Raw genomic sequence first — 25,688 nt, 5'->3', positions numbered from 1 at the left:
CAGGTACGTATGCCTTCAACATTTGGAACAACATTGCGCGTTACCGTTTTCGGACAGTCTCATTCCAAAGCGATTGGTTGCGTTCTTGATGGTTTACCGTCGGGTTTGCACCTTAACATGGATGCGCTTACACACTTTATTGCCAGACGTACACCCGGCTCGTTTTCCGGAGATACTCCGCGCCATGAAAGAGATTCATTCCGTATTCTCTCAGGACTTACTTCCAAGGGAACAACGTGTGGAGCTCCCCTTGCGGCCATCATTGAAAATACCGACGTACGCACAGGCGATTACGACTACCTCAGTACCGTTCCTCGGCCGGGACATGCCGATTTTGCCGCCTGGTACAAATGGCACGGACGCCAGGACGCTTCAGGCGGCGGACAGTTTTCCGGACGCCTTACGGCGGCGCTTTGCCTTGCCGGAGGCATTGCCATCCAGGCACTTTCCACGCAAGAAATTCATATTGCCGCACATCTTAAAGAAGTTGCCGGAATAAAAGACGACACGCTCGCGGTTTTTGATGCCTCCCCTGCTTCACGGCTGCTCTTATCCAAGCAAATTTCCCATCTCCATGCCAAACAAGGGTTGCCCGTTCTCAATGATTTGGCGGGCGAGAAGATCCTCTCGGCCATACGGGAGGCTCGCGATGCGGGTGACAGTGTCGGAGGTCTTGTTGAGTGTGTAGCAACGGGTATTCCCGCCGGCATGGGCTCTCCGCTCTTTGAAGGACTCGAAAGCACCATAGCACATGCCATTTTTAGTATCCCTGCGGTTAAAGGCATTGAATTTGGCCTTGGTTTTGAAGCCGCGCGTACCCGTGGTAGTAAAAATAATGATCCGTACGTTGTACAAGACGGTGAAGTACAACCCGCAACGAACAACGCGGGCGGCATTCTTGGGGGTATTTCAACCGGAGCGCCTCTTTTCTTTACATGCGCATTCAAACCCATCTCAAGTATCTCACTTCCCCAGCGCTCAGTTGACCTGTCTTCAAATACCCAGACAACTCTTGAGGTCCACGGACGTCATGATACCTGTGCGGCTCTCAGAGCCGTTCCTGTGGTGGAAGCCGTATGCGCCCTCGCTCTTCTCGATGCAGAGCTTTCCTGGCCGCAAGAATCAAAACGCAATCCATACGAGGTGGGACTATGAGTACAGACACGCTTGAGGAACTGCGCGTGCAAATCGATGCGATCGATGCACAGATTCTTGATCTCTTTGCCAAACGTACAAGTCTGGCAGCACAAATTGGCGTATATAAACGCGAGCACAACCTTTCAATACCGGATCCAAGCCGTGAGCGGCAAAAGATTGAGATGGCAGAGGCATCCGTCCCTGAGTATCTCAAACCGTCTACGGTCTCGCTTATGCACGTTTTAATGGATGCGGCCAAATCACGGCAGAGCCACCTCTCATGAAAGAAATCCCCGCATCATACGGCCTTTTAGGAGAACATCTTGCGCACAGTTGGTCGCCGGAGATTCATGCGCTGTTAGGGACCGACTCCTATGCTCTTATCGAGGCTGCCTTTGACGAGGTCGATGCCGTATTCACAAGTCAGAATTGGAAAGGGCTTAACGTTACAATTCCATACAAGCAAAAAGCACTTCTTAGCGCCAATGTTGCAAGTGAAGCGGCACGTACCATAGGAGCAGCCAACACGCTTGTGCGATACGGCAATACCGTCTTTGCCGAAAACACTGACGCAATGGGATTTCACTGGCTTTTAGAGCGGTTTGCCCGTTTCACAGCAGGCCTTTCTGTTCACGACTTCTTAAACAAAAAGACCGTTTTGGTGCTGGGCGCCACCGGTGGCGCCGGTCGCGCCGTGAGCTATCTCTGTACAAAACTTGGCGCGTATGTCGTTGGCGTGTCGAGAAGTACTTCTCTCTTTTCTCGACATACTCTCTGCAATGACTGGATTACCTATCAAGACCTTACCGAGAACCACGTGCCCGATTGTAGCCGCCGTGTATTTCTCATCGTGAACTGTACGCCCGTCGGCATGTATCCTGCCTGCCCAAAAAGTCCACTTCCTGATGGCATGCTTACGGCGTTTCCTAAACTTAGCGGTGTTATTGATCTCATCTATAATCCGCTAAGAAGCGGCCTTATTCTTGAAGCACAAAGGTGCGGTGTAGCCACGGAAAACGGTCTCGGTATGCTTGTTGCCCAAGCATACGCGGCGCATACGCTCTTTCAGGCACCAAACGCGCCCGCACGTGCCACGCGCCCCACGATAGAGCTCCAACAGATGGACTCTAAAAAAATTGAAGCCATTGAGAGTACTCTTGCCCAAAAGATGCAAAACATCGTACTTATCGGTATGCCCGGTGTTGGCAAAACAAGTACGGCAGTTGAACTTTCAAAACTCTGTGGAAGACCTTGCGTTGATATTGACGTTGCCATACACGATGAAACAGGGAAAACGTCATCGGAAATCTTGCGCGCCTATGGCGAAACTTACTTTAGAGACATTGAATCAAGAATTACCCGGCATGTGGGCTCAAAAACAGGATCCATTATTGCGTGTGGTGGAGGTGTGGTTGTACGGGATGTCAACTATGACTATCTGAAGCAAAATGGACACCTAGTCTTTCTTGATCGACCCATTGAAGGTCTCTCCATAAAAGATCGGCCACTCAGTGCCCTATATGATCTCAAAGAGATAGCACAAAGACGTATGCCGCTCTATCGTGCTTGGAAAGATACGTACTTTACCTGTACGGGTTCTCCTCTCACGGATGCCCGCGCGCTCAAGTCTCTCTTCTTGCTATAGACCCCCGGACAACCGCTCACGGATATCTCCAAACCTTTTACCTCGTATATCTCTCCGCCTACCGAGCGAATGGTAGACCTGCGGGACTCATGGATTTTCTCGCCGTATACTGTGTGTCTCAAATAAGGGGTCGTTTTCTTGTGAGCATATAGCTTGAAAGCCAACTCCCCTTTCATAAATTCTTAATGGATTATGGGGAATCCATTAACGCGTCTATACCTACGAAAGGTGCATGATGGATTCGCAGCAAGCGGCACAAAACGTTCTTTTGGCAATCGGAGGTTCGGATAATCTTGTAAGTAACGAAGTCTGTATGACGCGGTTGCGTCTCACCGTTACTGACCCCACCCGTATCGATACTGAACAACTTGGAAACCTGCAAGGCGTTCTTGGCATTGTGGGCAGAGGTATCAACGGCATTGAAGTTGTCTTTGGGCCAAATATTGCACAGCAGGTAAATGCCGCAATCACCGCTTGTTGCAATCATACGCAAGCATCTCAGGTCATACCTATACCTGAAGATGGTTCCACCTCCGACGAGAAGGAAGTTGAACAGCTGATATCTCTTTTGCGCGACGTTGATCTTTCGGTTGACAATCTCTCCCATACCGGGACGTTTGACACCGACCCAAAAGAAGAATCTGTGACCCCTGAAGAACTGACTCAAGATGAGCAGGGATTGCGGCTTTTGATTATTAACGGCCCCAACATCAATATGCTCGGTATCCGTGAGCCGAAGCTTTACGGAAAACAAGATTACCGCACGCTTATCAAAATATGTAAAGAAGAAGCGGATAGACAGGGATTTATTGATTGCGTATGCTATCAGTCCAACTATGAAGGAGATCTGGTAAGTGCCATTCAAGATGCGCTTGGAACCTACGATGCCATCCTTATTAACCCGGCAGCATACACGCATACCTCAATAGCCCTGCTTGATGCCGCGCTATCCGTAAAGATTCCAATGGTTGAGGTGCATCTGACCGACATCAATGAACGCGAAGAGTATCGCCGCGTTTCCTACCTTAAAGATGCTTGCATAGGCGTATGTTGTGGTAAGGGATTCGAGAGCTATCGAGAAGGTATTGCATTGCTCGCGAAATACCTTACAGAAGCGTAGGACTCACGTTAGCTCGCATTATTTGAAATTGTTATTTACACGCCAAATACGCTGATCGGTAACCAGAAGATCAATGGCGATGTCATGAGCTTCATGTGGGAGTTCATTGCAGCTTAGCTGTCGTGTACGAACCAGTGCAATCTTATGGCCGGGGTAAAATGCAAGAAAGCGGTCGTAGTATCCTCCGCCATACCCAATGCGATTACCTAATCCATCAAACACCAGTCCGGGTACCAAACAAATAGATCCCACAAATTCCGGTGTCTTTAATGCAGGTAGAGAAGCATCAGGCTCAAGCATGCCAAACCTGCTTTGATGAAGACCTTGAAGAGAAGAAATCTCTACAAATTCAAGGGTCTTCTCGGCAGTACAGCGAGGAATAGCAACGCGCTTACCTGATTCTAGCGCCTCGGCAATAATGGTACGTGTATCCACCTCTGAGTCCATAGAGACATACGTCAAGACTAAATCAGCATCCTGATATTCAGAAGACGCTTGAAGATTGGCCAAAATGCGAGCGTCCAAGGTAGCACGAACACGCTCAGGCACAAAATCCCTTACCTTGCGTTGTTCTTTACGAAGTGCGGTTTTTCCAGCATCTGTTCCGCAGGTACTACCCATGCCACCAGCCTTTACGTACGTCATCTACCTGACAAATTTTACCTCAGTGAATCTCAGCAAATAAAGGGTATCACTTTTATGACTTCATACTTGTTGTATACACCATTCTGACTTCTAATTCACATCTTATACTGATGTGCGTATGTCAGTGTGCCACGAGCATCGCTCCTTATTATCCAAAAACCGCCAAATGTTGTGAGAATCACTTGCATCACACACTATATGTAGAGTAGAGTTAATCACTGACCAAGTGTCTTAGGAAATGCCTTTTGTGCGCTTATCGTGTGTGTCAGGTACTTGCTATACACAAACCCAGTGGTCTGAAAACGAACGTTGTAGTAATTGCTGGAAGTGGCAAAAAGAGGAGTTTTGCCACCGTAATTTCCGGCCCAAGGCAGCGCCCGTCATCGGAGCTGCAAAAGAGGAGTGTGTTATGCAAGTAGGCGCAGAAGTGGTCCTCACAGAAGACCAATCAATTGCATGGCGTAACTTTACCCACGGTAACTGGAACCACGCTATTGATGTCCGCGATTTCATCCAGAAAAACTATACCCCCTATGAGGGTGACGAGTCGTTTTTGGCCGGCCCCACCGAAGCAACCACTAAGCTTTGGGCCGATGTCATGAATCTCTTTGCGCAAGAGACGACAAACGGCGGGGTCATTGATATGGACACCAAGGTGGTCTCCACCATCACCTCGCACAAGGCAGGCTATATCGATCAGTCTCTCGAGAAGATCGTCGGTCTTCAGACGGACAAGCCGCTGAAGCGTGCCCTTATGGTTGACGGCGGCATCCGTATGGCCGTGGCTGCCTGCAAAGCTTACGGCTATGAAGTTGACCCCGAAATCGTTGACTTCTATACCAACCGTCGCAAGACCCACAACGCCGGTGTCTTTGACGTCTACACGGATGAGATGCGTGCTTGCCGTCATTCCCACATCATCACCGGTCTTCCGGATGCATACGGCCGTGGCCGCATCATCGGCGATTATCGCCGTGTTGCCCTTTACGGTGTCGATGCGCTTATCGAGGAAAAGAAGGCCGAAAAAGCCGGTACGCATAAAACCATGGACGAGAAGACCATTCGTCACCGCGAAGAGCTCTCGGAGCAGATTCGCGCCCTCGGTGAGTTGCGAAAGCTCAGTGACATTTACGGCTTGGAGCTTGGACGTCCTGCTCGCAACTTCCAGGAGGCGGTACAGTGGCTCTACATGGGCTACCTTGCCTCAGTTAAAGAGCAAAACGGCGCTGCCATGTCCATCGGCCGCAACACCACCTTCCTCGACATTTATGCTGAGCGCGATCTTGCCGAAGGTACCTTCACCGAGTCCGAGATCCAGGAATTTGTTGATCATTTGGTTATGAAACTCCGCATGGTGAAGTTTGCACGTACCCCTGAATACAACGAGCTCTTCTCGGGAGATCCTCAGTGGGTAACCGAATCCATCGGCGGTATGGGTGTTGACGGTCGCTCGCAGGTTACCAAGTCGGCTTTCCGTTGGCTTCACACGCTTGAGAACATGGGTACCAGCCCCGAGCCAAACCTTACGGTACTTTGGTCGGTGCGCCTGCCGGAAAACTTCAAGCGCTACTGCGCCAAGATTTCCATCACCACCAGCTCCATCCAGTACGAAAACGATGATCTCATGCGCGTCTATCACGGCGATGACTACGCCATTGCCTGCTGCGTCAGCTCAATGCGCATCGGCAAAGAGATGCAGTTCTTCGGCGCCCGCGCCAACCTAGCAAAGTGTTTGCTCTACGCCATCAACGGCGGCCGTGACGAGAAAACCGGCGACCAGATTGGCCCTCGTTTTCAGCCCGTCGAAGGAGACTACCTTGACTTCGACGATGTCATGAGTAAGTACTTGGACATGATGAACTGGCTTGCAGGCGTGTATGTCAACACCCTCAACGCCATCCACTATATGCACGATAAGTACAGCTATGAGCGCATTCAGATGGCGCTCCACGACGAGCACGTACACCGCTGGTTTGCTACGGGCATTGCGGGTCTTTCCGTTGTTGCAGACTCGCTTTCCGCCATCAAGTATGCCAAGGTCAAAGCCATCAGAAACGATGACGGATTGGTCGTTGACTACGAGATTGAGGGAGACTTCCCCAAGTACGGCAATGATGACGACCGTGTGGATACCATCGCTCACGATATCGTTGAGGTCTTCATGAAGTTTGTCCGCGAGACCGGCACCTACCGCGATTCCGTACCTACCACCTCCATTCTGACCATCACCTCAAACGTGGTCTACGGCAAAGCAACCGGCAATACTCCTGACGGACGTCGTGCCGGAGCTCCCTTTGCACCGGGCGCCAACCCTATGCACCGTCGCGATACGCACGGCGCCGTAGCATCCTTGGCCTCCGTGGCAAAGCTCCCCTTCGGAGACGCTCAGGACGGCATCTCCAACACGTTCTCAATCATCCCCAATGCGCTTGGTAAGGGCAACGACATCCTCTTCCACGAAGATGAACTCAACCTCGACGGCATTGATTTTTCCGATCTTGACCTCAGCAATGTCGGCATCGAAAACCACGTTGACTGCGCTTGTGAGGCGGATCCGTCCGCATCGGAAGGCGCCGAAGACCGTTCATAACAACTTGGCGAGAAGCGCCGTGCTTCTCGCCACATATACTCAAAGGAGAAACCATGAAAGCAAACGAAGTAGCACCCGAGCAGGTAGATAACCTTGTCAGCATGATTGATGGCTATGCCGAGAAGGGCGGACACCACCTCAACGTCAACGTATTCACTAAAGATACCCTGCTTGATGCCCAGGCACATCCTGAGAAGTATCCGCAGCTTACCATTCGTGTTTCCGGATATGCCGTCAAGTTCAACTCGCTTACCAAAGAGCAGCAGGACGACGTTATTTCCCGCACCTTCCACGAGGCACTGTAGGATTTTTTCAAGCACAAGGATCCGTTTCTCTCATGTCTGAATCGCAACATACCCCAGACAATTCATGCGAACGATCTGCAGATCAGAACCCGCTCACCGTGCGTGGGCGGGTTCATTCCATTGAGACGTTCGGCACGGTTGACGGTCCCGGCACGCGCTTGGTGGTCTTCATGCAGGGCTGCCCCATGCGCTGCGCCTACTGTCATAACCCCGATACGTGGAAGTTTGGCATTGGACATGAGAAGAGCGTGGCGGACGTGCTCGCGCTCTACGACCGCAACCGACCTTTTTACCGTAAAGGCGGCATTACCGCAACGGGCGGCGAGCCGCTGGCTCAACCCGCGTTTGTCGGCGCGCTGTTTGAAGCCGCTCACACCGACCCTAAAGGACACATTCACACCTGTCTGGATTCCTCCGGCATCACGTATGACCCGCACCATCCGGAACTGTTTGAACGGCTGCTGGCCAATACTGACCTAGTACTTCTCGACATCAAACACTCGGATCCCAAAGGGCACCACGCGCTCTGTGAAGTGGGACCGGAACGACCGCTTACCTTTGGCAACGAGTTGTCCCGGCGTAAGATTCCCGTACTCATTCGCCATGTTGTCGTACCGGGATATACTGACTCTCCCGCAGAGCTTGCCGGCGTGGGCCGCATTATAGCCCACTGGAACAACGTCATTGGCCTTGACGTGCTCCCCTATCACACCATGGGCACCAAGAAATACGAAGAACTTGGCATACCCTACCGTCTCTCCGGCGTACCTGCCATGGATCCTAAGCGTATTCCCGAGATCCGCAAACAGATTCTCATCGCCCGCGCTCTTGAACGCAAACGACTAGGTTTGTAGCTGGCGCATTGCCACCGCACAAAACCTCACGTATAAAACAAGCTAATAAAAGGGCACAGCGTTTTTGCTGCGCCCTTTTAAGTTACTGTTGCTATCTTTTACTACTGCTTGTCCGTAACTCACCGAATCATAATCGTGGCTCTATGCCTGAGGCTCTGTGCGACGACGATGCAGAGTGGATGCTACAAGCACAAACAGACCGGTAGCAGCAAGCGAGAAAATCATGGCAGGCGAATTATCCCCCGTATCGGGAAGTGCACCGGGAGCCTTTGTTGAAGCCGTCTTATTTTCAGCAGGCGTTGGCTCATCAATACGTTCCCACTGAGCATAAAGGACATTTCCCTCTGCGTTTATGGTGTCAACTTCCACCTTATCGCCCCGATGAAGCAGCTCTCCACCCTCTTTTGAGATGGACCAGCCTAAGAAGCGATATCCTGCTCGCACCGGATCTGCCGCATCAATGATAAGCGTATCGTTTGACTCAACGAAATCTGAGTACGTACGATCGGGAGCGCCTTTGTAGTTGAGATCATACGCAAGACGTACGGCATTGGAGTTTGCCCACACGGCGCGCAGGGAAATATCCGAAGTTTCCATCGGAATCAAATCTCCCGGATAGTAGCGCGTTCCGTCACTTGCAACCCAGCAAATGAACCCACGGGAGCCTGCAGGAGGAGTCACACCGGAAGCATCGAGCACACGAATATCAGAACCTTCGGCATAGTGCATCGGATCTGAAACAGAGCCTGTACCACCGGCAAGATCGTAGGTGATGGTATGCGTCTGGTTTATCGGAACCCATTTGGCTGTAAGGGTAATGTCTTCCGTCACGGGACTTCCAAAACGATACGGCTTTCCATCGTTTCGAAGCCATGCGACAAGAACATAGCCATCGCGCGTTATCCCCGTCGGTTCATCGAGGGTTGTTTGCGCAGGTACTGACACGGTCTTGTTGGGTGTTCCATTGTTGTACACATACGTGACATTAACGGGTACCGGCTCCCATTTAGCATACAGAGAGGTATCACTTGAAGACATGGAATTATCAGAGGTGAGAGGCATGGTCAGCTGAGCGTCTCGATACCAGCCAGCAAATCGGTAGTACTGTGGCAATCCGGCAGGGCGGCTTGGCGTTGAGTTTGAGATGTCGGCCAACGAAGCTCCATATTTACGCTGTTCCGTTGAGATTGTGGTTTCAGAGGTAACGGAAGTTGCCGCGTTTTTGAGAGTCAGATTATAAATAATGCGCTTTCTGACCATGACGAGATATTTTGCAGGAAGAGGCTTGAAGGCAACGTCTCCACTGGCAGCATCATATATCGCAGGACCTTCTCCCTTAGAAATATCAAACCACTGAGTAACGTCAGTATCGAGGTTTAGATCTTTCGGGTCTTTAGGAGTTCCGGTAGGCGTGTAATAGCCGTACTTGACGTAAGAATACATTGCCTGGTTTGTACTGAAACTAAATGTTCCATCGGCAGGTATCCAAGAAGCATTATTTGCACTGTAGCCGTTTCCATCAGCTTTATCGGTGTATATAGCAAAGTTTTTGGTCAGATTCACCTTATAAGGATAAAAATCGAAACGGCTTGCCGTGCGATTTCTGCTGCCTGGTGATTTAAAGCTAGAAGGACTCTGGGCATACCAAAGATTACCGTCAAACCAGCGATACCCTGCTTCAGGTTCAATAGGCGTAAATGTTGCGCCGTAGAGCCCTAAGAACGTATGGGCAGCATTGCCTGAGTAGTTTTCAACCCCTGTCTTATCGGCATCATTAGTATAGTCAGCCTTGCTATTGTAAAAATTAACACGTACCAGCGAACGATCAAGGTACACGTTTAGAGTTGTGCTGCCATCTGCAGCAACCGTAGCAGAGCCGTCACTCCGCTCGGTATCAAGGAATAAATGTCCATAATACTGGCCATTGATAGCAGCAATTTTTGATGCAACGTCTGTAGTTGCAGGAGAGACGGTAGCGTCAGTAGCGGCCGTATAACCTTGGACGGTATATAAAGTATAGGTTTTATCGGCTGCAGCTGCATTGTAAGGATCAGTAGACTTCTGTATCCAATAGTTCACATGATAGACCGTATTGGCATTTGGTGTCCATGAAGCGGTAAGGTGAATGGATTGGGTAAGCTTTGACCCAAAAGTGAAGGTTGTACCATTGGAAGTCTTCCAACCTGCAAAGGTATATCCGGTTCTTGTTGGATTGCTCGGCGCAACGGTTACATCATCCGTATCAATATACTCGGTAGCCACGGAAGATCCACCAGCGCTATCAAAGGTGATGCTATGTCCGGCTTTGACAACAGGCCAAAGATAGACATCCTGACCGTCGATGGTACCGAGACTTGCATCCGGCTGGGTTGCTCCTTTTGTGCGAGACCAGCCCACGGCCTGCGTTTCAGGATTTCCGGTATTTACGAGCGGAAGAATACTGCTACCTTGAATGATGTCGCCATCCGCATACGTCACTGCACTGAGCACGCGGTTTGAATCGGTAGCAGACATGAAGTAAACGACATGGCGATTGGATGCAGTGAAAGATGCATACAGATCAACCGGGGATGCTTCAGCCGCAGCATCAAGGGCAGCGCCGTTAAGCTCAGCGGCAGTCTTTCCAAAGTCAGTAAAGGTAGATCCCGAAGAAGTTTTCCATCCGCGGAACGTTCCGTCTCCGGATGGAGTAGCAGGCTCTATCAAGCGCTCATCATCAGAGAGTTTCTGAGTTGACACAATGGAATCGGTACCGGATGCATCTATTACATGAAAACGATAGGTTTTTGTGAAGTGTGTATCAGGTGTAGTTACGGCATAGACTGAAAAGCCTTTTGCCGTAAAAGACACGGAGCCTGTAGCAGATGTAGGGCTGCTCACCTGCTCTACGGATGAACTGTCAGAAATATGCCAGACCGAGACGGAGTTGCCGGAAATGCGGGAGGAGGAAATGTTTACGGCGATTGGCGAGCCGGCCGGCTCCCATTTTGTTCCATGGGCATCGCGAATAGTAATATCAAAGGCGAGAAGTGTTGTCTGACCTTTAATGGAGGTATTTGTCGGAACAGCTGACACGCTACCGTCGGAAGGGAGCTTTCCCGAGACCGTTATCTGAGTGCCGTCAGAAGCAGTTGTTGTCCAAGTCTCTTGGGTAAGGTTTTTCTGAGAGTCTTCCTTGGCCTGAGTTTGGGCTTGAGTTTTTTCAGGTTCTGTTTGAGAGTTGGTAGAACTTTCGGAAGAATCGCTTGCAGGTGCCTCTGATGTGGAGTTTGCCTCCGTGCGAGTTTCTTCATGCTTGACGTTATCATCCTTCGGCTCATTCGGCTCAGCGGATGACTCAGTAGATAAACTGTTGTTCTTCTCCGCTTGTGCAGGAGCCGTGGTACCGACTGCTTCTGCAGACCCCTGTGCCGGAGTACTCCCAAACTCTGTGCTCATCTCCGCAAGCGCAGGAGTCGGCATAGACATTGAAAATGCTACGAGCGCCACAAGAATAATCCTTGAAATTGCACCTTTTCTTTTCATGGTGCCTCCTGAATAACCCCGAATAACTTTATAAATAAATCTTCACAATCTATATATAATCTATCAGATAACAAATCGCACTGTTATAGACAATATTCAAAGTTTTTATAGTATCAACGCACTATGTTCACAATCTGTAGGTTTTGCTTTCAGATACGCAGGACCGATCTATCCATACTGCCTCCCCATTCCCTGCGTCACGTGCGTGTCATACTATGTTACGCTCCATAAACCAAATCACGGTAAGGACTCATGTGACCGCAAAAACCGTACAGATAGCAAACATCTCCGTACAGCTCACTCGTAAGCGCGTCAAGAACATCAATCTGCGCGTTAGTCGAGAAGGTCACGTTGACGTGAGCTATCCGTGGCACACTTCCGAAGCGGCTGCAATCGCCTTTGTCGAATCCAAATCTGATTGGATTCGCACCGCTCTTTCTCGCACCTCCTCACTTGGCGAGAAGAACTTCCGAACTCCTACTCCCATAGCCTCCGGACATACGGTGAGCGTTTGGGGACACCCATACAACCTGCGCATCATTCACGGACCCAAGCGGGCGGCACACATCTTTGCACACGACGTTGTTATCACGCTTCCCAACCGCTACCTGGACGACCTTGCCTCCGAAGCTTCACAGCAAGCCATTCGTAAAACATTTGATGAGTTTCTCGCCCAAGAGATGCGCACGGTCCTGCCTGAACTCACCGTCGCCATGGAAACAAAAGCTCAAAAACACGCCTCGCGGTATAAAGTACGTCGCATGAAAAGCCGCTGGGGATCCTGCAACATCAAAACAGGCACCATCACGCTTAACCTTGAGCTCGCCGAACATGACAAAGAAGCCCTGAAGTACGTTATCGCTCACGAACTCACCCACCTCTACGTTCGCGGACACAACCGCGAATTCTATGCACTTCTCGCCACCTTCTATCCCAACTGGAAAGAAGTCCGCGCCAGCCTCAAAGGCGCTCGGCCGTCTTTGCGATAGAATAAGCACTGTTGACTAGAGAACGCGGGCGTCTAAGTGAGGCGCTGCGCACGAACTTGAAAGTTTGGGAGTTTTTATGCCAAATGAGGGCAGCTACGAGGCGGCGCTCCGTCGCTCAAATGAGATTCAAGCAGATCTGCCGGAGCATCCCGGAAACTACACCATGCTTACCGGAGATCGTCCTACGGGCAGACTGCACTTGGGCCATTACTTTGGCACCATCGTTGAGCGCGTGCGCCTGCAGAACCTTGGCGTACATACCAACGTAATCATCGCCGACTACCAGGTCATTACTGACCGCGACACCACCGAGCATATTGCCGACAACGTCTATAACATGGTTGTTGACTACCTTGCCTGCGGCATTGACCCCGAGAAGACCATGATCTTCACGCACTCAGCCATACCGGCGCTCAACCAACTTATGCTGCCGTTTTTGTCGCTGGTCACCGAGGCGGAGTTGCTTCGTAACCCCACCGTTAAAGCCGAGCAGGAAGCCTCCGGTCATGCGCTTACCGGACTTTTGCTTACCTACCCCGTCCATCAGGCGTGCGACATCCTCTTCTGCAAGGGCAACATTGTGCCCGTCGGCCGCGATCAACTGCCGCACATTGAACTTACCGGCAAGATTGCCCGCCGCTTCAACGAGCGCTACGGAAAAGTTTTTCCTGAGGTTTCAGGCCTCCTAACCTCTACTCCATTGATTCCGGGACTTGACGGCCGCAAGATGAGCAAGTCCTACGGAAACGCAATTTCCCTTTCCATGACGGCGGAAGAAACCGCCAGGCTCATCAAGAAATCCAAGACCGACTCCGAGCGCATGATTACCTTTGACCCCGAGATGCGACCCGGTGTCTCAGCACTTCTGACTACGGCTGCCATCTGTACCGGTCGCGACCCTAAAGGGATTGCCGACGAAATTGGCATGGGTGGTGGCGGTGCTCTCAAAGCGTATGTCACCGAAGCCGTAAACAGCTACTTTGCACCAATTCGCGAGAAGCGCGCAGAGATTGCAGAGCGTCCCGACTATGTGCGTGAAGTGCTCCATGAGGGCAATCGTCGTGCAAATGAAATTGCAAACGCTACCTTGGACGAGGTGCGAAGCGCTATGGGTATGGTTTACTAGCGTGGATACTTTTGCTCGTTTTCACAATGGCGCTGCCTCAGATGCTTCCGCTTGCTCTCACAACGACGCGGTGCATGCGGTTGAACTTGAGCTTGTCATTGAGCGCATGAGCTACGGTGCGGATGCCATAGCGCACACCGCCGATGGCAAGACGGTTTTTGTCTCCGGCGGAGCCGTTCCTAGAGACACTGTCCGTGCAAGACTGACAGACGACGGTGAGCGCTTTTCTCGAGCCACGCTCACGGGGGTTCTTGAGCCGTCGCCCGAGCGCATCACAAGTCCCCTTCCTTTTGTCGCGCTTACAGGAGCTGCTCCCTGGGGCAATATGACCTACGAATCTCAGCTTCGCGAGAAGAAGGCCGGAGTTGTCTCGGCACTCGAGCGCATCGGGCACTTCTCGCCGAAAGAGACTTCCGATCTGGTGCGCGATATCGTAGCTCCGGGAGAACCCTGGGGATATCGCAATAAGATTGAACTTGCTTTTAAGCGAGTCGGGCGCAAAACGCTTGTGGGCATGTATGCACCAAACGGCCAAGATATCGTTCGCATCAAAGATTGTCCGCTTTTGGACAAGGCTCATGAAAAGATCGTCGGCGCAGTGAGCGGTGCCCTTTCCTACCTTTCCGGCTCCCACGAGCTTGACATTGAGCGCATTGGCATTCGCACGTCTCGTCGCACAAAAGACGTTGAAGTAGCACTATGGACGGCTCCCGGCGGCTTTCCCCGAGCGCAGGTTGCACGCGTGCTGGAAGATGCTACGGGCGCCACAAGCATCGTACGCGTGATGACAAAGGGATCGAGCAAGGCCCGGCGCATTGCAGGCGTTGAGCGGCTGTCCGGCGCAGGCTCTTGGTCAGAGCTTATCGGCGACGAGCGCATGCGCGTCTCTGCCCCATCGTTTTTTCAAGTCAACACCAAAGGTGCCGAGAAGCTCGTAGAGCTGGTACTCTCCGCGCTTGACGTACGGGATAGCGATGAGGCCATGGATCTCTATTGCGGTGCCGGTACGTTTACGCTGCCGCTTGCCCGTCGCGTCGGATTTGTCTCTGCAGTTGAATCATACGGCCCGGCTGTGCGTGACCTGCGACGCAATCTGGAGGACGCCGGCTGGAGTAACGTTGATGCCATCGGCGGAGATGCGGGACGTTCGTTTCCCGATACCGATGCGGATGTTATCGTAGTTGACCCGCCACGTGCGGGACTTGCTCCTGATGTTGTAAAGCAGCTCTCTGAGCAGAGTGCTCGTGCAATTGCCTATGTCTCGTGTGATCCGGCAACCCTTGCGCGTGACCTGCGTCGCTTTGTTGATGCGGGAACGTTTAAGCCCGTAAGCGTCACACCCGTTGATCTTTTCCCCCAAACGTTTCATGTGGAGAATGTAGTCTTGATGTCGCGGGTTGAGCGGTGATATGTGAAAAAGTGCTTGATTTATGGGCGTTGTGAGGATTTGACCATCAGTACCGAGGTCTCGCTCAGACCGCAAAAATCGCTCCGTGGGAACATATCAAAGGCGTTTTGCCGGAGGGTTGAGTGGCCGGTTTGGATGTCGGAAAAATGATATATGATTGGAGCGGGCATGAAGATTATAGAATACGGAAAACAAAATCGCGACATTATCATGCTGCTTCACGGCGGTGGATTGTCGTGGTGGAATTACAGAGCCGAAGCGGAAATACTCAAAGATCACTACCATGTTGTACTGCCGATTCTTGACGGACATGCAGACAGCGATGCAGATTTTGTCAGCATTGAAAAAAACGCAAGTCGTCTCATCTCCTTTATTGACAGCGAATATGGTGGCTCAATTTTGCTCATAGGAGGGCTGTCCCTTGGTGCTCAGGTTTTAGTGGAAATGCTGACACAGCGGAATAATATTTGCCGATATGCTGTCATTGAGAGTGCTTCTGTTATTCCATCCAAGATGACAAACGCTCTGATCGGACCAACATTTGCTTCGAGTTATGGCCTGATTCAAAAGAAATGGTTTACAAAAACACAATTTCGTTATCTTCGCATTCGTGAAGATCTTTTTGAAGACTATTATCGTGATACGTCGAAAATCTCAAAAAATAACATGATCGCTTTTCTGAAAGCAAACACTGCGTATAAAATAAAGCCTGAACTTCGAGAAAACCACATACATATACGAATTATCGTTGGAGGAAACGAACAGAAGTCCATGCTGAGATCCGCGCAGCTTTTGCACGGGATGTTACCGGAAAGTATTCTTGATATTAAAGCGGGATTGTATCACGGTGAGTATTCCATCAACCATCCAGAAAAATATGTAAAAGAACTTCTAGAAATGATCATGTAATAAACAAGGCACCCACACTACCATCACAGACGGCGGGGAGCGAAAAAATGAGGGAAGATACATATGGATGAACGCATAAAAAGGCAATTGGATTTTTCACTTGAAATCGATAAGGAAAAGAATGTATTCCGTCAGACGCATCTCTCCGGACATGGCAGAAATGAAAATGACGTAGAACACGCATGGCATATGGCGATCATAGCCTATCTTCTGCGGGAATATTCCAATGAGCCGATAGATATTGCGAAGGTGATGCTGATGTGCCTGATCCATGACGTCGTTGAGATCGATGCCGGAGATACCTATGCATACGATGTGGAAGGCAAGAAGAGCTCAACTATATTATGCGTCAGGCAATCCAGCATATGACGAATCACCCGGACAGATTCTGGTTGAATGATTATACACCGTCATATTTTGAGGGGACGCCGGAGCACAAGAATATAGTTTTCGCAGATACGCTGGAGGTGATTGAAAACATCATTCTATTCAGCATCTCAAACTATTTCTTGCGGTTTTCGAATATGTACAAGTCAATTCACGGTGAACATTCTCTGGATGATAACAACTGGTATGAATTCGTGGAGTACGGCACCACCAATGAGCTGACAGTGTTTTTACAGAGAAATGGCTTCTCTCGTGAACCGGCAAACTACATAAAGGACAATCCGAAGTATCTGGTTAAGACAGAAGAAGGCTGGAAGCTGCATCGCTCTTTGCTCAAGTGCTCTAATAATAATGCAAGGACAGAAGCAGAGATAATAGGATAATAGATAAGAACAGACCGGGACTTTTCATTGACGACGAAGAGGCAGGCTCGATCATATAAGTATTGCGGAGGTAACACATGAAAAAGATTGAAGGCTCTCCTAAGAGTTTGAAGCAGCTGCTACAGAACACAAAGTATTCCATCCACTATTACCAGAGGGAATACATGTGGCAGAGGAAGCATATCGAAGAGCTGATTGATGACCTTACATCGGAGTTTTTGGATTACTATATTCCGGGCGACAGCCGTCAGAAGGTACAGGATTATGGCGCATATTTCATGGGCTCCATTGTTCTGGCTGGAAGAGAGAATGCCATCATTGACGGGCAGCAGAGGTTTTCGTCGCTTACTCTGTTGCTGATGTATCTCAATAACCGGCTGCGCACGCTTGGCCAGAATTATAGCATGATCGAGCAGATGATTTTCTCCGAAGCCTATGGCACAAAGTCTTTCAATATCAATGTTGAGGACCGGTCAGATTGCATGAATGCTATTTTCAATGACCAGCCATATGACACGACTGATGTTGGCGAATCCGTGAGAAATCTTTATGGCAGATACAACGATATCGTCGACGTCTTCCCTGCTGATGATATTACGGACGATATGCTTTTGCATTTCTGCGACTGGCTGGCTGAGAAGGTGTTCTTCATTGAGATTGTTGCCACAACAGAGCAGGATGCGCATAAGGTTTTCGTAACGATGAATGACCGTGGCCTTAGCCTGACATCGACGGAAATGCTGAAGGGTTATCTGCTGTCTGAAATTAAGGACGATTCAAAGCGTGAAAAGCTGAATGACGTCTGGAAGGATAAGGTCCTCTCGCTCAAGAAGGATGATGACAAGGGCGATGAGACTTTTATCAAGGCGTGGCTGAGAGCACAGTACGCGGAGACTATTCGTGAAACGAAAGCCGGTGCTGTGAATCAGGACTTTGATATTATTGGTGGCTCTTTCCATAAATGGGTACGTGATGAGCGAGATAAGCTGGGTCTTTCCACAACGGACGATTTCGAACTTTTCATCATGAAGTTCTCGAAGTTCGCTGATGTCTACAAGAAAATCCACGAGGCAGAGAGCACCTTCGCGGAAGAGACAAAATACATTTATTACAATGCGCAGGTCAATTTTACGCTCCAGCCGCAGCTGTTGCTGGCACCGATTTGCTATGAGGATACATGGCCGGTCATCATCGAAAAAATGAATCTGGTAGCCCGGTTCATTGACCTGCTGATCACTGCCAGAGTTACGAATTACAAAACCGTTGATTACAGTACTATCAAAAACTATGTATTCAACGTAACGAAGAACATCCGCAGATGTAGTATCGATGACCTGAAGGCTCGACTGAAGGCTCAATATAAGAATCTTGCCTATGATCCGGCAGCGGCACTTCCTGAGCTGCGTCTGAACAGCTTTACTAAGAAGTACATCAAGAACATGCTTGCCCGCATCACCGGTTATATAGAGGAGCAGACCGGAGTGGCTTCAAATTACTGTAATTACATGAATACGCAGACAAAGAATCCATTTGAAATTGAGCATATCATCCCGGATCATTACGAGTGGTTCACAAGCGAATACGCTGATCGGGAAGAGTTCAGACGGTGGAGGAATAGTTTCGGCGCATTGCTGCTTTTGCATAAGAGTATCAATGCCAGCCTGAACGACTCCAAATATGACTACAAGCTCTCGAAGTATTGCTCCAATGAAGGAAACATTTATACCGAGTCGCTGGGAGATCAGGCCTATCAGAACAATCCGAAGTTCAAGAAATTCATAGCTGATAACGGTCTGGGATTCAAGCCTTACGCACAGTTCGGAAAGACGGAAATCACTGAGCGGATTCAGCTTCTCGTGCAGCTGGTTAATCTGGTATGGAATACGGAGATGTTTGTATGATGGAGCTATTAGAAGATGTTTTCATCCGTTGCAACAGATGCCGGGAAATAACAGGAATTCATAAAGAGGATTTTGATTTTGAAACCTATGTTTATGATCACGGCGATAATGGCATGGGTGAAGAAATAGAATATAGGCACGAAGGCGGATTTGAATGCGACTGCTGCGGGAACAGAATATCCTTCAGAATATCTGGATATGAATATCCGGTAGGAGCGTTCGATTACGAAGATTGCGAAATTGAAGGTGGCTCCTTTGAAGTGGAGCCGCATATGGGAGTTATCTATAGCCGCGATGATTTTGATCCTGATGATGCCTATCCGGAGTATACAAGAGTCAAGCAGATGATTATGGAAATTGCGCAGTCTCCAGAAATGATTTATGACATTTCACCACGGGAATTTGAAGAGGTTATAGAGCGAGTACTACAGGATCAAGGGTTTGAAACAATCTTAACACAGCAGACCAGAGACGATGGACGAGATATCATTGCGACAAAATACGAGATGGGAAAGCCTGTTGTTTTCTATATCGAATGTAAAAGATATGGAAGACAGAATTCTGTTGGAGTGAGCACAGTAAGGTCCCTGTATGGTGTGCAATCGACAGATCGTATTAACAAGGCGATTCTTGTAACTACCGGTCATGTTACGCGTGGAGCCCGCAGATTTGTTGAAAAACAAAATACCATGATGAGCGTAATTGATGTTGATGAAATCCACGATTTGATCCAGAAGAGCGCAAGAAAGTATCGTGGCTATTAGGGTTGAGACGATGAAAATCCATCCACTCGCAAACCGGGCAAGGGTTGAGACGATGAAAAACGCGATGCCCGAAAAAGGCCCATTTTATACGGCTTTCCTGAAAGCGGTGGATATGTTTCCGCGAACAGCAATATGCCCTGACATCAAAATGGACGTGTCGAGCCATGTGGAGAATGTCTGTCTGATGTCGAGGGTTAAGAAGCCTGATTAGCCCTTTTGCAAAATGGTATGTATACCTGTTTATTTCAACAGTAGTCTTAACCCACGGCGATATTTTGCTTCTATAAACTGTTGCTCGTATTTTTAATTATGTCTTTAATGTTTCTGCCTGAATAGAAAATACGAATAACAGTTACGACACCCTTCTCTTTATCAACGCAGTAAAAAGCCATGTAGTTATCAATAGATACTTTACGAATCCCCATAGAATACCAGGGCTCCCATGGAACAAGTGAATGTCGCATGGGCATTGTATCAAGTGAACGAATAATCCTTCTGATACGAGAAGACTGATTTTCTGCTGCTTTAGGAGCTCGTAAAATAAAGCAAATATATTCATATAGTTCAGTAAGATCCTGTAGCGCTTGTGAAGTATAAGTCACTTTATAGTGCTTACTCATATACCGTATTCCTTGGAGAATAGCTGGTCTACTTCATCTACGCTATAAGACTTTCCTCTTGCAAGAGAGTCAACACCTTTTTGCAGTTCTGAATCAAGTTCTTCTCGTGTTAAACCACCCATTGCGACAGGTGTATGAACGGGTATGCGAAGATCAAAAGGCATCCCTTTTTGAAGGACAATTTGGCTATAAAGCATTTGTATTGCCGAGGATGGAGAAATTCCAAGTTGGCTCAAAATACTTTCCGCATTTTCTTTGAGATTGTGGTCAATTCGTGCATAAACAGCATTGGTATTTGCCATAAGAATTACGCTCCTTTCTGCTCCCATTTTACTAAAACAACGCAAGATATTGCAAGCAATTGCAAGTAGTTATTACGCAATGCATTGATTATTTTTTGACTCTTCTGACGAATTATTTTAGCTGGGTGTTATACTTCAGCAGACACCAAGCCCTTTTGATTACATTGATATTCAGAACCAGTCCACAAAAGTTGGGAAACCTATGGAAAAACAAGCACTTCTCACCCAATGGCTACATGAACAAGAGATCGCTCATATCAAGGGGTGGGATTTCTCTCACATTAGGGACAGATATAAAGAAGAGGATGATCTTCCATGGGACTTTGGAAATATCATCAAATCCTATCTACACGATACTGATTATCTATTAGATATGGAAACGGGCGGCGGAGAATTTCTTTTGTCTTTTCTCGCCAATCCTGAACATACTGCGGCAATCGAAGGTTATGCTCCAAACATCAAACTATGTGAAGAAAGACTTCTTCCTTTAGGGATAGATTTTAAGGCAGCTGACGGAGGAGATGAGCTTCCGTTTGAAGATGATTACTTCGATCTTGTCACCAACAGACACGGTAAATACAACATACAAGAACTAAAAAGAATTCTTAAAAGTGGAGGTATGTTTCTTACGCAACAGGTTGGCGCTGAGAATGACAGAGACCTGGTAGAGCTTCTACTAGGAGATATCGAGCTTCCCTTTCCTAAAGCTTATTTAAGTATTGCCAGACAAGAATTCATAAATAATGGATTTGACATTATTGAGGAAGCTGAAGCCTATAGGCCCATAGAATTTTATGATGTAGGTGCTCTTGTTTGGTTTGCAAGAATCATTGACTGGGAATTCCCATACTTTGAAGTCAAAAAATACCAAGAGAACCTCTTTAAAGCTCAGAAAATTATTGAGCAAGATGGCGTAATCAAGGGAAAAATTCATCGATACTACTTTGTGGCGAGGAAAAAGTAATATATCAAGACAAATTTAGGAGACTATCAAAGAAGGAAAAGAAAACTATGAAAGTAGAAAAAGATCTGTCAGAAATGTCTCTGAACGAATTATGGGAACTTTTCCCAATATTTCTTGTCGAGCACAATGACAAATGGGATGCATTTTATAGTGAAATGGAAGCCAAGCTACAATATATTTTACCTAAACACTCTATAAAGAGGATTAGTCATATTGGTAGTACCGCAGTTCCTGGAATATGGGCAAAAGATATAGTCGACGTTCTTGTTGAAATTTCAATGGATTCTAATATCGAATGTATTGCGCAACTTATCGAACGCAGTGGACTTCTGCGAATGTCAACGGAAGATCGCAGAATATCTTTGAACTCTGGTTATACTAAAAACGGGTTTGCCGATAAGGTCTTTCACATTCATCTTCGATATGTCGGAGATAACGATGAACTGTATTTTCGAGATTACCTGAAAGACCATCCACAGATTGCAAAAGAATACGAAACTTTGAAATTGGGTTTATGGAAACAATTTGAACACAATAGAGATGCTTATACAGAGGCTAAAACAAAGTTCATTAGAAAATGGACTACTGTAGCAAAGAGTGATTACGCTGGACGTTATTGACTAGAAGAACAAAATGATAACAAATCAATACTACAATTCTAATTAGAGACAATATTGATTCGTTCTTCTCGACGTATTTAGAAGGTGGGCTACAAAAAAGTATCAGGCACTATAGATTTTTGGAGACAGCCATGAGAATTGAACATATCGCGTTGTATGTAAATGACTTAGAGACTGCTCAACGGTTTTTCGTGAAGTACTTTGGAGCAACGTCTAATGACGGCTATCATAATCCTCAAACAGATTTTCGCTCGTACTTCCTCTCCTTCGATAACGGCGCACGACTCGAAATCATGAACAAACCTAAAATGTCGGATCTACCAAAAGAGATCAGCCGCACAGGATATGCACATATTGCGTTTAGTGTAGGAAGTCAAGAAAAGGTTGATGCTCTTACCGCAGAGTTGAAAGCAGACGGCTATGAAGTCATCAGCGGACCAAGGACAACCGGAGACGGCTATTATGAAAGTTGCATTATTGCCCTTGAAGACAATCAAATTGAAATTACGATTTAACTAAAACATGTCTCAACTTCTCATATAAGAGTAAAATTCTATCGAGAAAAATCCAATGCTCTTTCATACTCGTCTATCAAATTTGAATGGATAATATCTGATATGAAGAAAACAATTTGGGATTGGCATGCCCCTTTCTATCGCCAATCCATGCTTCCTGATAAAAAAGCATATCAATGGATGTACGACCGTATCTCACACGTTGTAAAAGACAAAACTGTTCTCGAAATTGCAACTGGACCCGGGCTTATAGCAAAACATATTGCCTTCGCAGCAAAAAGCATCATTGCAACAGATTATTCTGCCGATATGATTAAAGAGGCTCAAAAGAACATATATCCAGAAAACCTCACCTTTGAAATTGCAGATGCTACTTGTCTCCCCTATGCAAACCAGTCCTTTGATGTCGTTGTCATTGCAAATGCACTGCACATCATGGAGCACTCAGACAAAGCCTTACAAGAAATAAGACGTGTCTTAAAAAACGGAGGCATGCTAATTGCTCCAAACTTTGTCAATCATGCTGAAGTTAATACGCTCTGGAAAGCTTTTCTTAAAATCGTCGGTGTTAGTTTTGAGCACCATTGGACAGAAGATACTTATCCTCAGTATCTTGAATCACAAGGGTGGAAGATAAAATTCACTAAAACTATCGTGGTCAGACTGTCTTTATGCTATGTTGAGTGTACTGAAAAATGTGAAGAACTTTGTCTTACGAGCTGCTAATTTAATGAGTTAATCCGAAATAGCTCATCATGCGAACCTGTTCTCTGCAATCGTTTTCTCCAAGCACGTCCGTAAGTATGTTGTGGCAAACTTAGATGATAAAAAAAGACAAACCAGTTCTCTCAAAAGGAACCTGCAATGGACAACAAGCTACAGATACGACCCGGAACGGCACAAGAAACACTCATCATTCCGCTTTATGCCCGAAAGAAATGTGGCGACAAGTTCCCTGAACTCTATACAGATCCTGCAGCAGCAGAAATTTGTGACAGACTGGACTACGATTTCTCAGAGCTCGACAAGAAATATGACACAGCCCTCTATGAATTCGGTGCACTAGAAGGCGCTATGCGACAGCTCGATATGATGTATGAAATAAACGATTACCTGAATAATCATCCAAACGCCTCGATCGTCTGTCTTGGGTGCGGGCTCGACCTTGATCCCAGGAGATGCGGAAACCAACAGAACAGAATATTCAACGTGGACTTTCCGGATGTTATCGCCATGCGAGAAGAGCTGGTAGGTACCGATCCAAGGGAAACAAACATTGTCTCCGACTTGACGAATCTCTCTTGGATGGATCAAGTCGATACGCGCAATGGCGCTGTTTTTTACGCAGCAGGTGTCTTTCACTATCTGAAAAAAGAGGACGTTAAAGCCATTGTCTTAAAAATGACCGAGCTCTTTCCTGGATGCAGACTCGTCTTTGATACGGTTGGCACTTTAGGGTACAAACTTATGATGAAAGCCATCCTAAAAAAGCATGGAATGAACGACTTTGGCAACCTGTTTTACACCAACGATGCCGTGAAAGATCTCTCTACCTGGTCAGATAAGATTGTCGTTTCATCCAAAGGATACATGCTTGGCTACTACGATATGAAATCGCGAGGCATCAAAGGCACTCATCGCCTTCTGGCACACATGGGTGACAACATAATGCACATGCAGGTTGTTAAGATAGAGATACAGTCGTAGATACATGGGGATTGTGTTTCGTACCATCAACTAAACAAATCCGCATGAGAACCAAGACGATATAGCATAAGAACAAGTACCTCATCTCGGAGTTCATATACAAGAAGCCAGTCTGATTCAATATGGCACTCTCTTGTACCTTTATAATTCCCTAAAAGATCATGATCATGGTATTTTGCGTCTAAAACACCGCCATCAGCAAGAATATTCACTACCCCAAACAGTTTGTCCAGATTTCTCTTTTGCCTTTTTGCAAGTTTTAAGTCTCTCTTAAACTGATTGGTAAATTTAACTTCGTATTTCATGGCATATCAATATCAAGCGCTGCCTTTAATGAATCCATATCGGAATATCCTTTTACTGTACTGTCAGAAGCAATACGCCTACCTTCCTCAATAGCGGCCGCAGTTGTTCTATTAGGTGTATCCAATCTCAGCGTAAAAGGAATACCGTTCTCTCGAATTGCAGTTCTCAAAAACATATTAATAGCAGTCGTCATATTTAGCCCTAAGTCATTAAAAATCAATTCTGCTCGATCTTTAATGTCCTTATCAGTTCTGACGTTTAAATTTATCGTAGCCATTTCACACACCTCCATCGATACAATTATAGTATACAAAATTCGTTTGATATCAATACATTATCATTACATGGTATATATTACTCAAGGCTCTTCTCGTAAAGACGAGCAACCTGATCTCCAATATCCTCATACCAGACCGATCGTTCTTCCACAAAGCAAAAGCCGTTCTTGACATAGAGCTTCTCGGCCGGAACATTGCCCTTCAAGACATCAAGTTGAACGGACTTGAATCCTTTCTTTTTACCGTACTCAAACATGTAGTGCATCATTTTTCCCGAAATTTGCCGTCCGCGAAAATTCGGATGAACAGCAAACAGATGTATTGTCAGCACCTCATTATCGGGGCATGCAATCTTCCAGTTCACGTCACGATACATCGGATCAGCGGACTCCTCCAGCACCACAGCCGACACTACCCTGCCATCAATTTTGCAAATATGGATCTCAGACTTCTCCAAGCTCTTCTTCAAATCGTTTTCAGCCGGATAAATGCCGTAGTGCCAGTCGGCGCCATACTCGTCATCTGCCTGTCGCTCGCACACCGTTTTGTAGAACGCACACACATCAGAAAAATCAGAGGCCTTTGCCACAAGGTAGTCTTCCATCGCTGCTCCATATCTGTATCTTGTTCGTTTCTTCTCTCTCAATATAGCAGGCTGTTGCAGTAGAATGCTTAGCTAATCTCACAT

At 47.5% G+C, this 25,688-nt stretch carries 28 protein-coding genes; 21 read left to right on the top strand and 7 right to left on the bottom strand.

The features are described from left to right. The first annotated feature begins 9 nt into the window (after nucleotides 1–9). From aroC to ATORI0001_RS00530, 4 genes are all read left to right on the top strand, one after another. On the top strand, nucleotides 10–1,155 hold the full coding sequence (gene aroC, locus ATORI0001_RS00545) for a chorismate synthase (protein ID WP_003148805.1): 1,146 nt from the start codon (nucleotides 10–12) through the stop codon (nucleotides 1,153–1,155). Beyond that, a complete protein-coding gene (locus ATORI0001_RS00540) occupies nucleotides 1,152–1,421 on the top strand; it encodes a chorismate mutase (protein ID WP_003148793.1) in 270 nt (89 codons plus the stop codon). The genes aroC and ATORI0001_RS00540 overlap by 4 nt, the downstream gene beginning before the upstream one ends. Then, nucleotides 1,418–2,782 carry a shikimate kinase gene (locus tag ATORI0001_RS00535; protein ID WP_003148464.1) on the top strand — a complete coding sequence of 455 codons (1,365 nt, stop codon included), beginning with the start codon at nucleotides 1,418–1,420 and terminating at the stop codon, nucleotides 2,780–2,782. The genes ATORI0001_RS00540 and ATORI0001_RS00535 overlap by 4 nt, the downstream gene beginning before the upstream one ends. Nucleotides 2,783–3,017: 235 nt before the next feature. Next, complete coding sequence (locus ATORI0001_RS00530; protein ID WP_003148574.1) at nucleotides 3,018–3,902, top strand: type II 3-dehydroquinate dehydratase; 885 nt, start codon at nucleotides 3,018–3,020, stop codon at nucleotides 3,900–3,902. A gap of 18 nt (nucleotides 3,903–3,920) precedes the next feature. On the opposite strand, the gene ATORI0001_RS00525 is transcribed toward ATORI0001_RS00530, so the two are convergent. Continuing rightward, complete coding sequence (locus ATORI0001_RS00525) at nucleotides 3,921–4,547, bottom strand: 5-formyltetrahydrofolate cyclo-ligase (RefSeq protein WP_237755888.1); 627 nt, start codon at nucleotides 4,545–4,547, stop codon at nucleotides 3,921–3,923. Nucleotides 4,548–4,956: 409 nt separating this feature from the next. Between ATORI0001_RS00525 and pflB the strand changes: the two genes are divergently transcribed. Genes pflB through pflA form a run of 3 tightly spaced genes read left to right on the top strand, consistent with a single transcriptional unit; the run spans nucleotide 4,957 to nucleotide 8,296 of the window. Beyond that, nucleotides 4,957–7,137 (top strand): formate C-acetyltransferase, encoded by a 2,181-nt coding sequence (gene pflB / locus ATORI0001_RS00520; protein WP_003148288.1) that lies wholly within the window; start codon nucleotides 4,957–4,959, stop codon nucleotides 7,135–7,137. A gap of 53 nt (nucleotides 7,138–7,190) precedes the next feature. Next, nucleotides 7,191–7,442, top strand: a complete 252-nt coding sequence (grcA3, locus tag ATORI0001_RS00515) for an autonomous glycyl radical cofactor GrcA3 (RefSeq protein ID WP_003148537.1) — start codon at nucleotides 7,191–7,193, stop codon at nucleotides 7,440–7,442. 32 nt (nucleotides 7,443–7,474) lie between these two features. Further along, the gene (pflA, locus tag ATORI0001_RS00510; protein ID WP_003148449.1) at nucleotides 7,475–8,296 is read left to right on the top strand and encodes a pyruvate formate-lyase-activating protein; all 822 of its coding nucleotides are present in this window, start codon (nucleotides 7,475–7,477) and stop codon (nucleotides 8,294–8,296) included. Between the two features lie 141 nt (nucleotides 8,297–8,437). Here the strand turns inward: pflA and ATORI0001_RS00505 are convergent, their stop codons facing one another. After that, a complete protein-coding gene (locus ATORI0001_RS00505; RefSeq protein WP_003148694.1) occupies nucleotides 8,438–11,821 on the bottom strand; it encodes an InlB B-repeat-containing protein in 3,384 nt (1,127 codons plus the stop codon). A 254-nt stretch (nucleotides 11,822–12,075) separates the two neighbouring features. Here ATORI0001_RS00505 and ATORI0001_RS00500 point away from each other — a divergent pair, with 254 nt between their 5' ends. From ATORI0001_RS00500 to ATORI0001_RS00460, 9 genes are all read left to right on the top strand, one after another. Continuing rightward, a complete protein-coding gene (locus tag ATORI0001_RS00500) occupies nucleotides 12,076–12,810 on the top strand; it encodes a M48 family metallopeptidase (protein ID WP_003148628.1) in 735 nt (244 codons plus the stop codon). A gap of 76 nt (nucleotides 12,811–12,886) precedes the next feature. Then, nucleotides 12,887–13,936, top strand: a complete 1,050-nt coding sequence (gene trpS, locus ATORI0001_RS00495; protein ID WP_003148189.1) for a tryptophan--tRNA ligase — start codon at nucleotides 12,887–12,889, stop codon at nucleotides 13,934–13,936. Between the two features lies 1 nt (nucleotide 13,937). After that, nucleotides 13,938–15,344 carry a 23S rRNA (uracil(1939)-C(5))-methyltransferase RlmD gene (rlmD, locus tag ATORI0001_RS00490; protein WP_003148672.1) on the top strand — a complete coding sequence of 469 codons (1,407 nt, stop codon included), beginning with the start codon at nucleotides 13,938–13,940 and terminating at the stop codon, nucleotides 15,342–15,344. Nucleotides 15,345–15,497: 153 nt separating this feature from the next. Continuing rightward, nucleotides 15,498–16,253 carry an alpha/beta fold hydrolase gene (locus ATORI0001_RS00485; protein WP_003148282.1) on the top strand — a complete coding sequence of 252 codons (756 nt, stop codon included), beginning with the start codon at nucleotides 15,498–15,500 and terminating at the stop codon, nucleotides 16,251–16,253. A 63-nt stretch (nucleotides 16,254–16,316) separates the two neighbouring features. Beyond that, nucleotides 16,317–16,622: an HD domain-containing protein gene (locus ATORI0001_RS00480; RefSeq protein ID WP_202813991.1), complete on the top strand. Its 306-nt coding sequence runs from the start codon at nucleotides 16,317–16,319 to the stop codon at nucleotides 16,620–16,622. After that, entirely contained in the window at nucleotides 16,598–17,023 is a 426-nt protein-coding gene (locus tag ATORI0001_RS00475; protein WP_155811516.1) for a hypothetical protein, read from the top strand. Before ATORI0001_RS00480 ends, ATORI0001_RS00475 begins: the two co-directional genes overlap by 25 nt. 77 nt (nucleotides 17,024–17,100) lie before the next feature. Further along, nucleotides 17,101–18,924: a DUF262 domain-containing protein gene (locus ATORI0001_RS00470; RefSeq protein WP_003148595.1), complete on the top strand. Its 1,824-nt coding sequence runs from the start codon at nucleotides 17,101–17,103 to the stop codon at nucleotides 18,922–18,924. Next, nucleotides 18,921–19,688, top strand: a complete 768-nt coding sequence (locus tag ATORI0001_RS00465; RefSeq protein ID WP_003148351.1) for a restriction endonuclease — start codon at nucleotides 18,921–18,923, stop codon at nucleotides 19,686–19,688. Before ATORI0001_RS00470 ends, ATORI0001_RS00465 begins: the two co-directional genes overlap by 4 nt. Then, nucleotides 19,678–19,899 carry a hypothetical protein gene (locus ATORI0001_RS00460; protein WP_187446064.1) on the top strand — a complete coding sequence of 74 codons (222 nt, stop codon included), beginning with the start codon at nucleotides 19,678–19,680 and terminating at the stop codon, nucleotides 19,897–19,899. The genes ATORI0001_RS00465 and ATORI0001_RS00460 overlap by 11 nt, the downstream gene beginning before the upstream one ends. A gap of 70 nt (nucleotides 19,900–19,969) precedes the next feature. Here ATORI0001_RS00460 and ATORI0001_RS00455 read toward each other — a convergent pair whose 3' ends face one another. Both ATORI0001_RS00455 and ATORI0001_RS00450 read right to left on the bottom strand, forming a co-directional pair. Next, nucleotides 19,970–20,308 carry a type II toxin-antitoxin system RelE/ParE family toxin gene (locus ATORI0001_RS00455; protein WP_003148432.1) on the bottom strand — a complete coding sequence of 113 codons (339 nt, stop codon included), beginning with the start codon at nucleotides 20,306–20,308 and terminating at the stop codon, nucleotides 19,970–19,972. Then, the gene (locus ATORI0001_RS00450; protein ID WP_003148199.1) at nucleotides 20,305–20,610 is read right to left on the bottom strand and encodes a type II toxin-antitoxin system RelB/DinJ family antitoxin; all 306 of its coding nucleotides are present in this window, start codon (nucleotides 20,608–20,610) and stop codon (nucleotides 20,305–20,307) included. The genes ATORI0001_RS00455 and ATORI0001_RS00450 overlap by 4 nt, the downstream gene beginning before the upstream one ends. A gap of 202 nt (nucleotides 20,611–20,812) precedes the next feature. On the opposite strand from ATORI0001_RS00450, the gene ATORI0001_RS00445 reads away from it, so the two are divergent. The 5 genes from ATORI0001_RS00445 (at nucleotide 20,813) to ATORI0001_RS00425 (ending at nucleotide 24,416) form a co-directional block, all read left to right on the top strand. Continuing rightward, nucleotides 20,813–21,574 (top strand): class I SAM-dependent methyltransferase, encoded by a 762-nt coding sequence (locus ATORI0001_RS00445; protein ID WP_003148162.1) that lies wholly within the window; start codon nucleotides 20,813–20,815, stop codon nucleotides 21,572–21,574. Between the two features lie 47 nt (nucleotides 21,575–21,621). Further along, on the top strand, nucleotides 21,622–22,194 hold the full coding sequence (locus tag ATORI0001_RS00440) for a GrpB family protein (RefSeq protein WP_040324401.1): 573 nt from the start codon (nucleotides 21,622–21,624) through the stop codon (nucleotides 22,192–22,194). A 131-nt stretch (nucleotides 22,195–22,325) separates the two neighbouring features. Then, on the top strand, nucleotides 22,326–22,709 hold the full coding sequence (locus tag ATORI0001_RS00435; RefSeq protein WP_003148348.1) for a VOC family protein: 384 nt from the start codon (nucleotides 22,326–22,328) through the stop codon (nucleotides 22,707–22,709). A 102-nt stretch (nucleotides 22,710–22,811) separates the two neighbouring features. Beyond that, the gene (locus ATORI0001_RS00430) at nucleotides 22,812–23,435 is read left to right on the top strand and encodes a class I SAM-dependent methyltransferase (protein ID WP_003148276.1); all 624 of its coding nucleotides are present in this window, start codon (nucleotides 22,812–22,814) and stop codon (nucleotides 23,433–23,435) included. A 138-nt stretch (nucleotides 23,436–23,573) separates the two neighbouring features. Beyond that, nucleotides 23,574–24,416 (top strand): class I SAM-dependent methyltransferase, encoded by an 843-nt coding sequence (locus ATORI0001_RS00425; protein WP_003148148.1) that lies wholly within the window; start codon nucleotides 23,574–23,576, stop codon nucleotides 24,414–24,416. A gap of 26 nt (nucleotides 24,417–24,442) precedes the next feature. Here ATORI0001_RS00425 and ATORI0001_RS00420 read toward each other — a convergent pair whose 3' ends face one another. From ATORI0001_RS00420 to ATORI0001_RS00410, 3 genes are all read right to left on the bottom strand, one after another. Further along, the gene (locus ATORI0001_RS00420; RefSeq protein WP_003148836.1) at nucleotides 24,443–24,721 is read right to left on the bottom strand and encodes a type II toxin-antitoxin system YafQ family toxin; all 279 of its coding nucleotides are present in this window, start codon (nucleotides 24,719–24,721) and stop codon (nucleotides 24,443–24,445) included. Then, the gene (locus ATORI0001_RS00415) at nucleotides 24,718–24,999 is read right to left on the bottom strand and encodes a type II toxin-antitoxin system RelB/DinJ family antitoxin (RefSeq protein WP_003148195.1); all 282 of its coding nucleotides are present in this window, start codon (nucleotides 24,997–24,999) and stop codon (nucleotides 24,718–24,720) included. Before ATORI0001_RS00415 ends, ATORI0001_RS00420 begins: the two co-directional genes overlap by 4 nt. Nucleotides 25,000–25,076: 77 nt before the next feature. After that, nucleotides 25,077–25,604, bottom strand: a complete 528-nt coding sequence (locus ATORI0001_RS00410) for a GNAT family N-acetyltransferase (protein ID WP_003148548.1) — start codon at nucleotides 25,602–25,604, stop codon at nucleotides 25,077–25,079. Nucleotides 25,605–25,688: the final 84 nt, after the last annotated feature.

The organism is Lancefieldella rimae ATCC 49626 (assembly GCF_000174015.1).
In the GTDB taxonomy this organism is placed as follows: Bacteria; Actinomycetota; Coriobacteriia; order Coriobacteriales; family Atopobiaceae; genus Lancefieldella; species Lancefieldella rimae.
Note: the sequence above shows the minus strand (reverse complement) of the source record. Positions and strands in the feature narration are given on the sequence as shown.

Bases quoted from the DNA above. Each gene is read 5' to 3' on its own strand.
- ATORI0001_RS00440 (WP_040324401.1), top strand. From the start codon at position 21,622: ATGAAAGTAGAAAAAGATCTGTCAGAAATGTCTCTGAACGAATTATGG.
- trpS (WP_003148189.1), top strand. From the start codon at position 12,887: ATGCCAAATGAGGGCAGCTACGAGGCGGCGCTCCGTCGCTCAAATGAG.
- ATORI0001_RS00420 (WP_003148836.1), bottom strand. From the start codon at position 24,721: ATGAAATACGAAGTTAAATTTACCAATCAGTTTAAGAGAGACTTAAAA.
- pflB (WP_003148288.1), top strand. From the start codon at position 4,957: ATGCAAGTAGGCGCAGAAGTGGTCCTCACAGAAGACCAATCAATTGCA.
- ATORI0001_RS00465 (WP_003148351.1), top strand. From the start codon at position 18,921: ATGATGGAGCTATTAGAAGATGTTTTCATCCGTTGCAACAGATGCCGG.
- ATORI0001_RS00415 (WP_003148195.1), bottom strand. From the start codon at position 24,999: ATGGCTACGATAAATTTAAACGTCAGAACTGATAAGGACATTAAAGAT.
- aroC (WP_003148805.1), top strand. From the start codon at position 10: ATGCCTTCAACATTTGGAACAACATTGCGCGTTACCGTTTTCGGACAG.
- ATORI0001_RS00505 (WP_003148694.1), bottom strand. From the start codon at position 11,821: ATGAAAAGAAAAGGTGCAATTTCAAGGATTATTCTTGTGGCGCTCGTA.
- ATORI0001_RS00470 (WP_003148595.1), top strand. From the start codon at position 17,101: ATGAAAAAGATTGAAGGCTCTCCTAAGAGTTTGAAGCAGCTGCTACAG.
- ATORI0001_RS00530 (WP_003148574.1), top strand. From the start codon at position 3,018: ATGGATTCGCAGCAAGCGGCACAAAACGTTCTTTTGGCAATCGGAGGT.
- ATORI0001_RS00540 (WP_003148793.1), top strand. From the start codon at position 1,152: ATGAGTACAGACACGCTTGAGGAACTGCGCGTGCAAATCGATGCGATC.
- ATORI0001_RS00480 (WP_202813991.1), top strand. From the start codon at position 16,317: ATGGATGAACGCATAAAAAGGCAATTGGATTTTTCACTTGAAATCGAT.
- ATORI0001_RS00455 (WP_003148432.1), bottom strand. From the start codon at position 20,308: ATGAGTAAGCACTATAAAGTGACTTATACTTCACAAGCGCTACAGGAT.
- pflA (WP_003148449.1), top strand. From the start codon at position 7,475: ATGTCTGAATCGCAACATACCCCAGACAATTCATGCGAACGATCTGCA.
- ATORI0001_RS00485 (WP_003148282.1), top strand. From the start codon at position 15,498: ATGATTGGAGCGGGCATGAAGATTATAGAATACGGAAAACAAAATCGC.
- ATORI0001_RS00410 (WP_003148548.1), bottom strand. From the start codon at position 25,604: ATGGAAGACTACCTTGTGGCAAAGGCCTCTGATTTTTCTGATGTGTGT.
- grcA3 (WP_003148537.1), top strand. From the start codon at position 7,191: ATGAAAGCAAACGAAGTAGCACCCGAGCAGGTAGATAACCTTGTCAGC.
- ATORI0001_RS00425 (WP_003148148.1), top strand. From the start codon at position 23,574: ATGGACAACAAGCTACAGATACGACCCGGAACGGCACAAGAAACACTC.
- ATORI0001_RS00435 (WP_003148348.1), top strand. From the start codon at position 22,326: ATGAGAATTGAACATATCGCGTTGTATGTAAATGACTTAGAGACTGCT.
- ATORI0001_RS00475 (WP_155811516.1), top strand. From the start codon at position 16,598: ATGCGTCAGGCAATCCAGCATATGACGAATCACCCGGACAGATTCTGG.
- ATORI0001_RS00525 (WP_237755888.1), bottom strand. From the start codon at position 4,547: ATGACGTACGTAAAGGCTGGTGGCATGGGTAGTACCTGCGGAACAGAT.
- ATORI0001_RS00450 (WP_003148199.1), bottom strand. From the start codon at position 20,610: ATGGCAAATACCAATGCTGTTTATGCACGAATTGACCACAATCTCAAA.
- ATORI0001_RS00445 (WP_003148162.1), top strand. From the start codon at position 20,813: ATGGAAAAACAAGCACTTCTCACCCAATGGCTACATGAACAAGAGATC.
- ATORI0001_RS00430 (WP_003148276.1), top strand. From the start codon at position 22,812: ATGAAGAAAACAATTTGGGATTGGCATGCCCCTTTCTATCGCCAATCC.
- ATORI0001_RS00535 (WP_003148464.1), top strand. From the start codon at position 1,418: ATGAAAGAAATCCCCGCATCATACGGCCTTTTAGGAGAACATCTTGCG.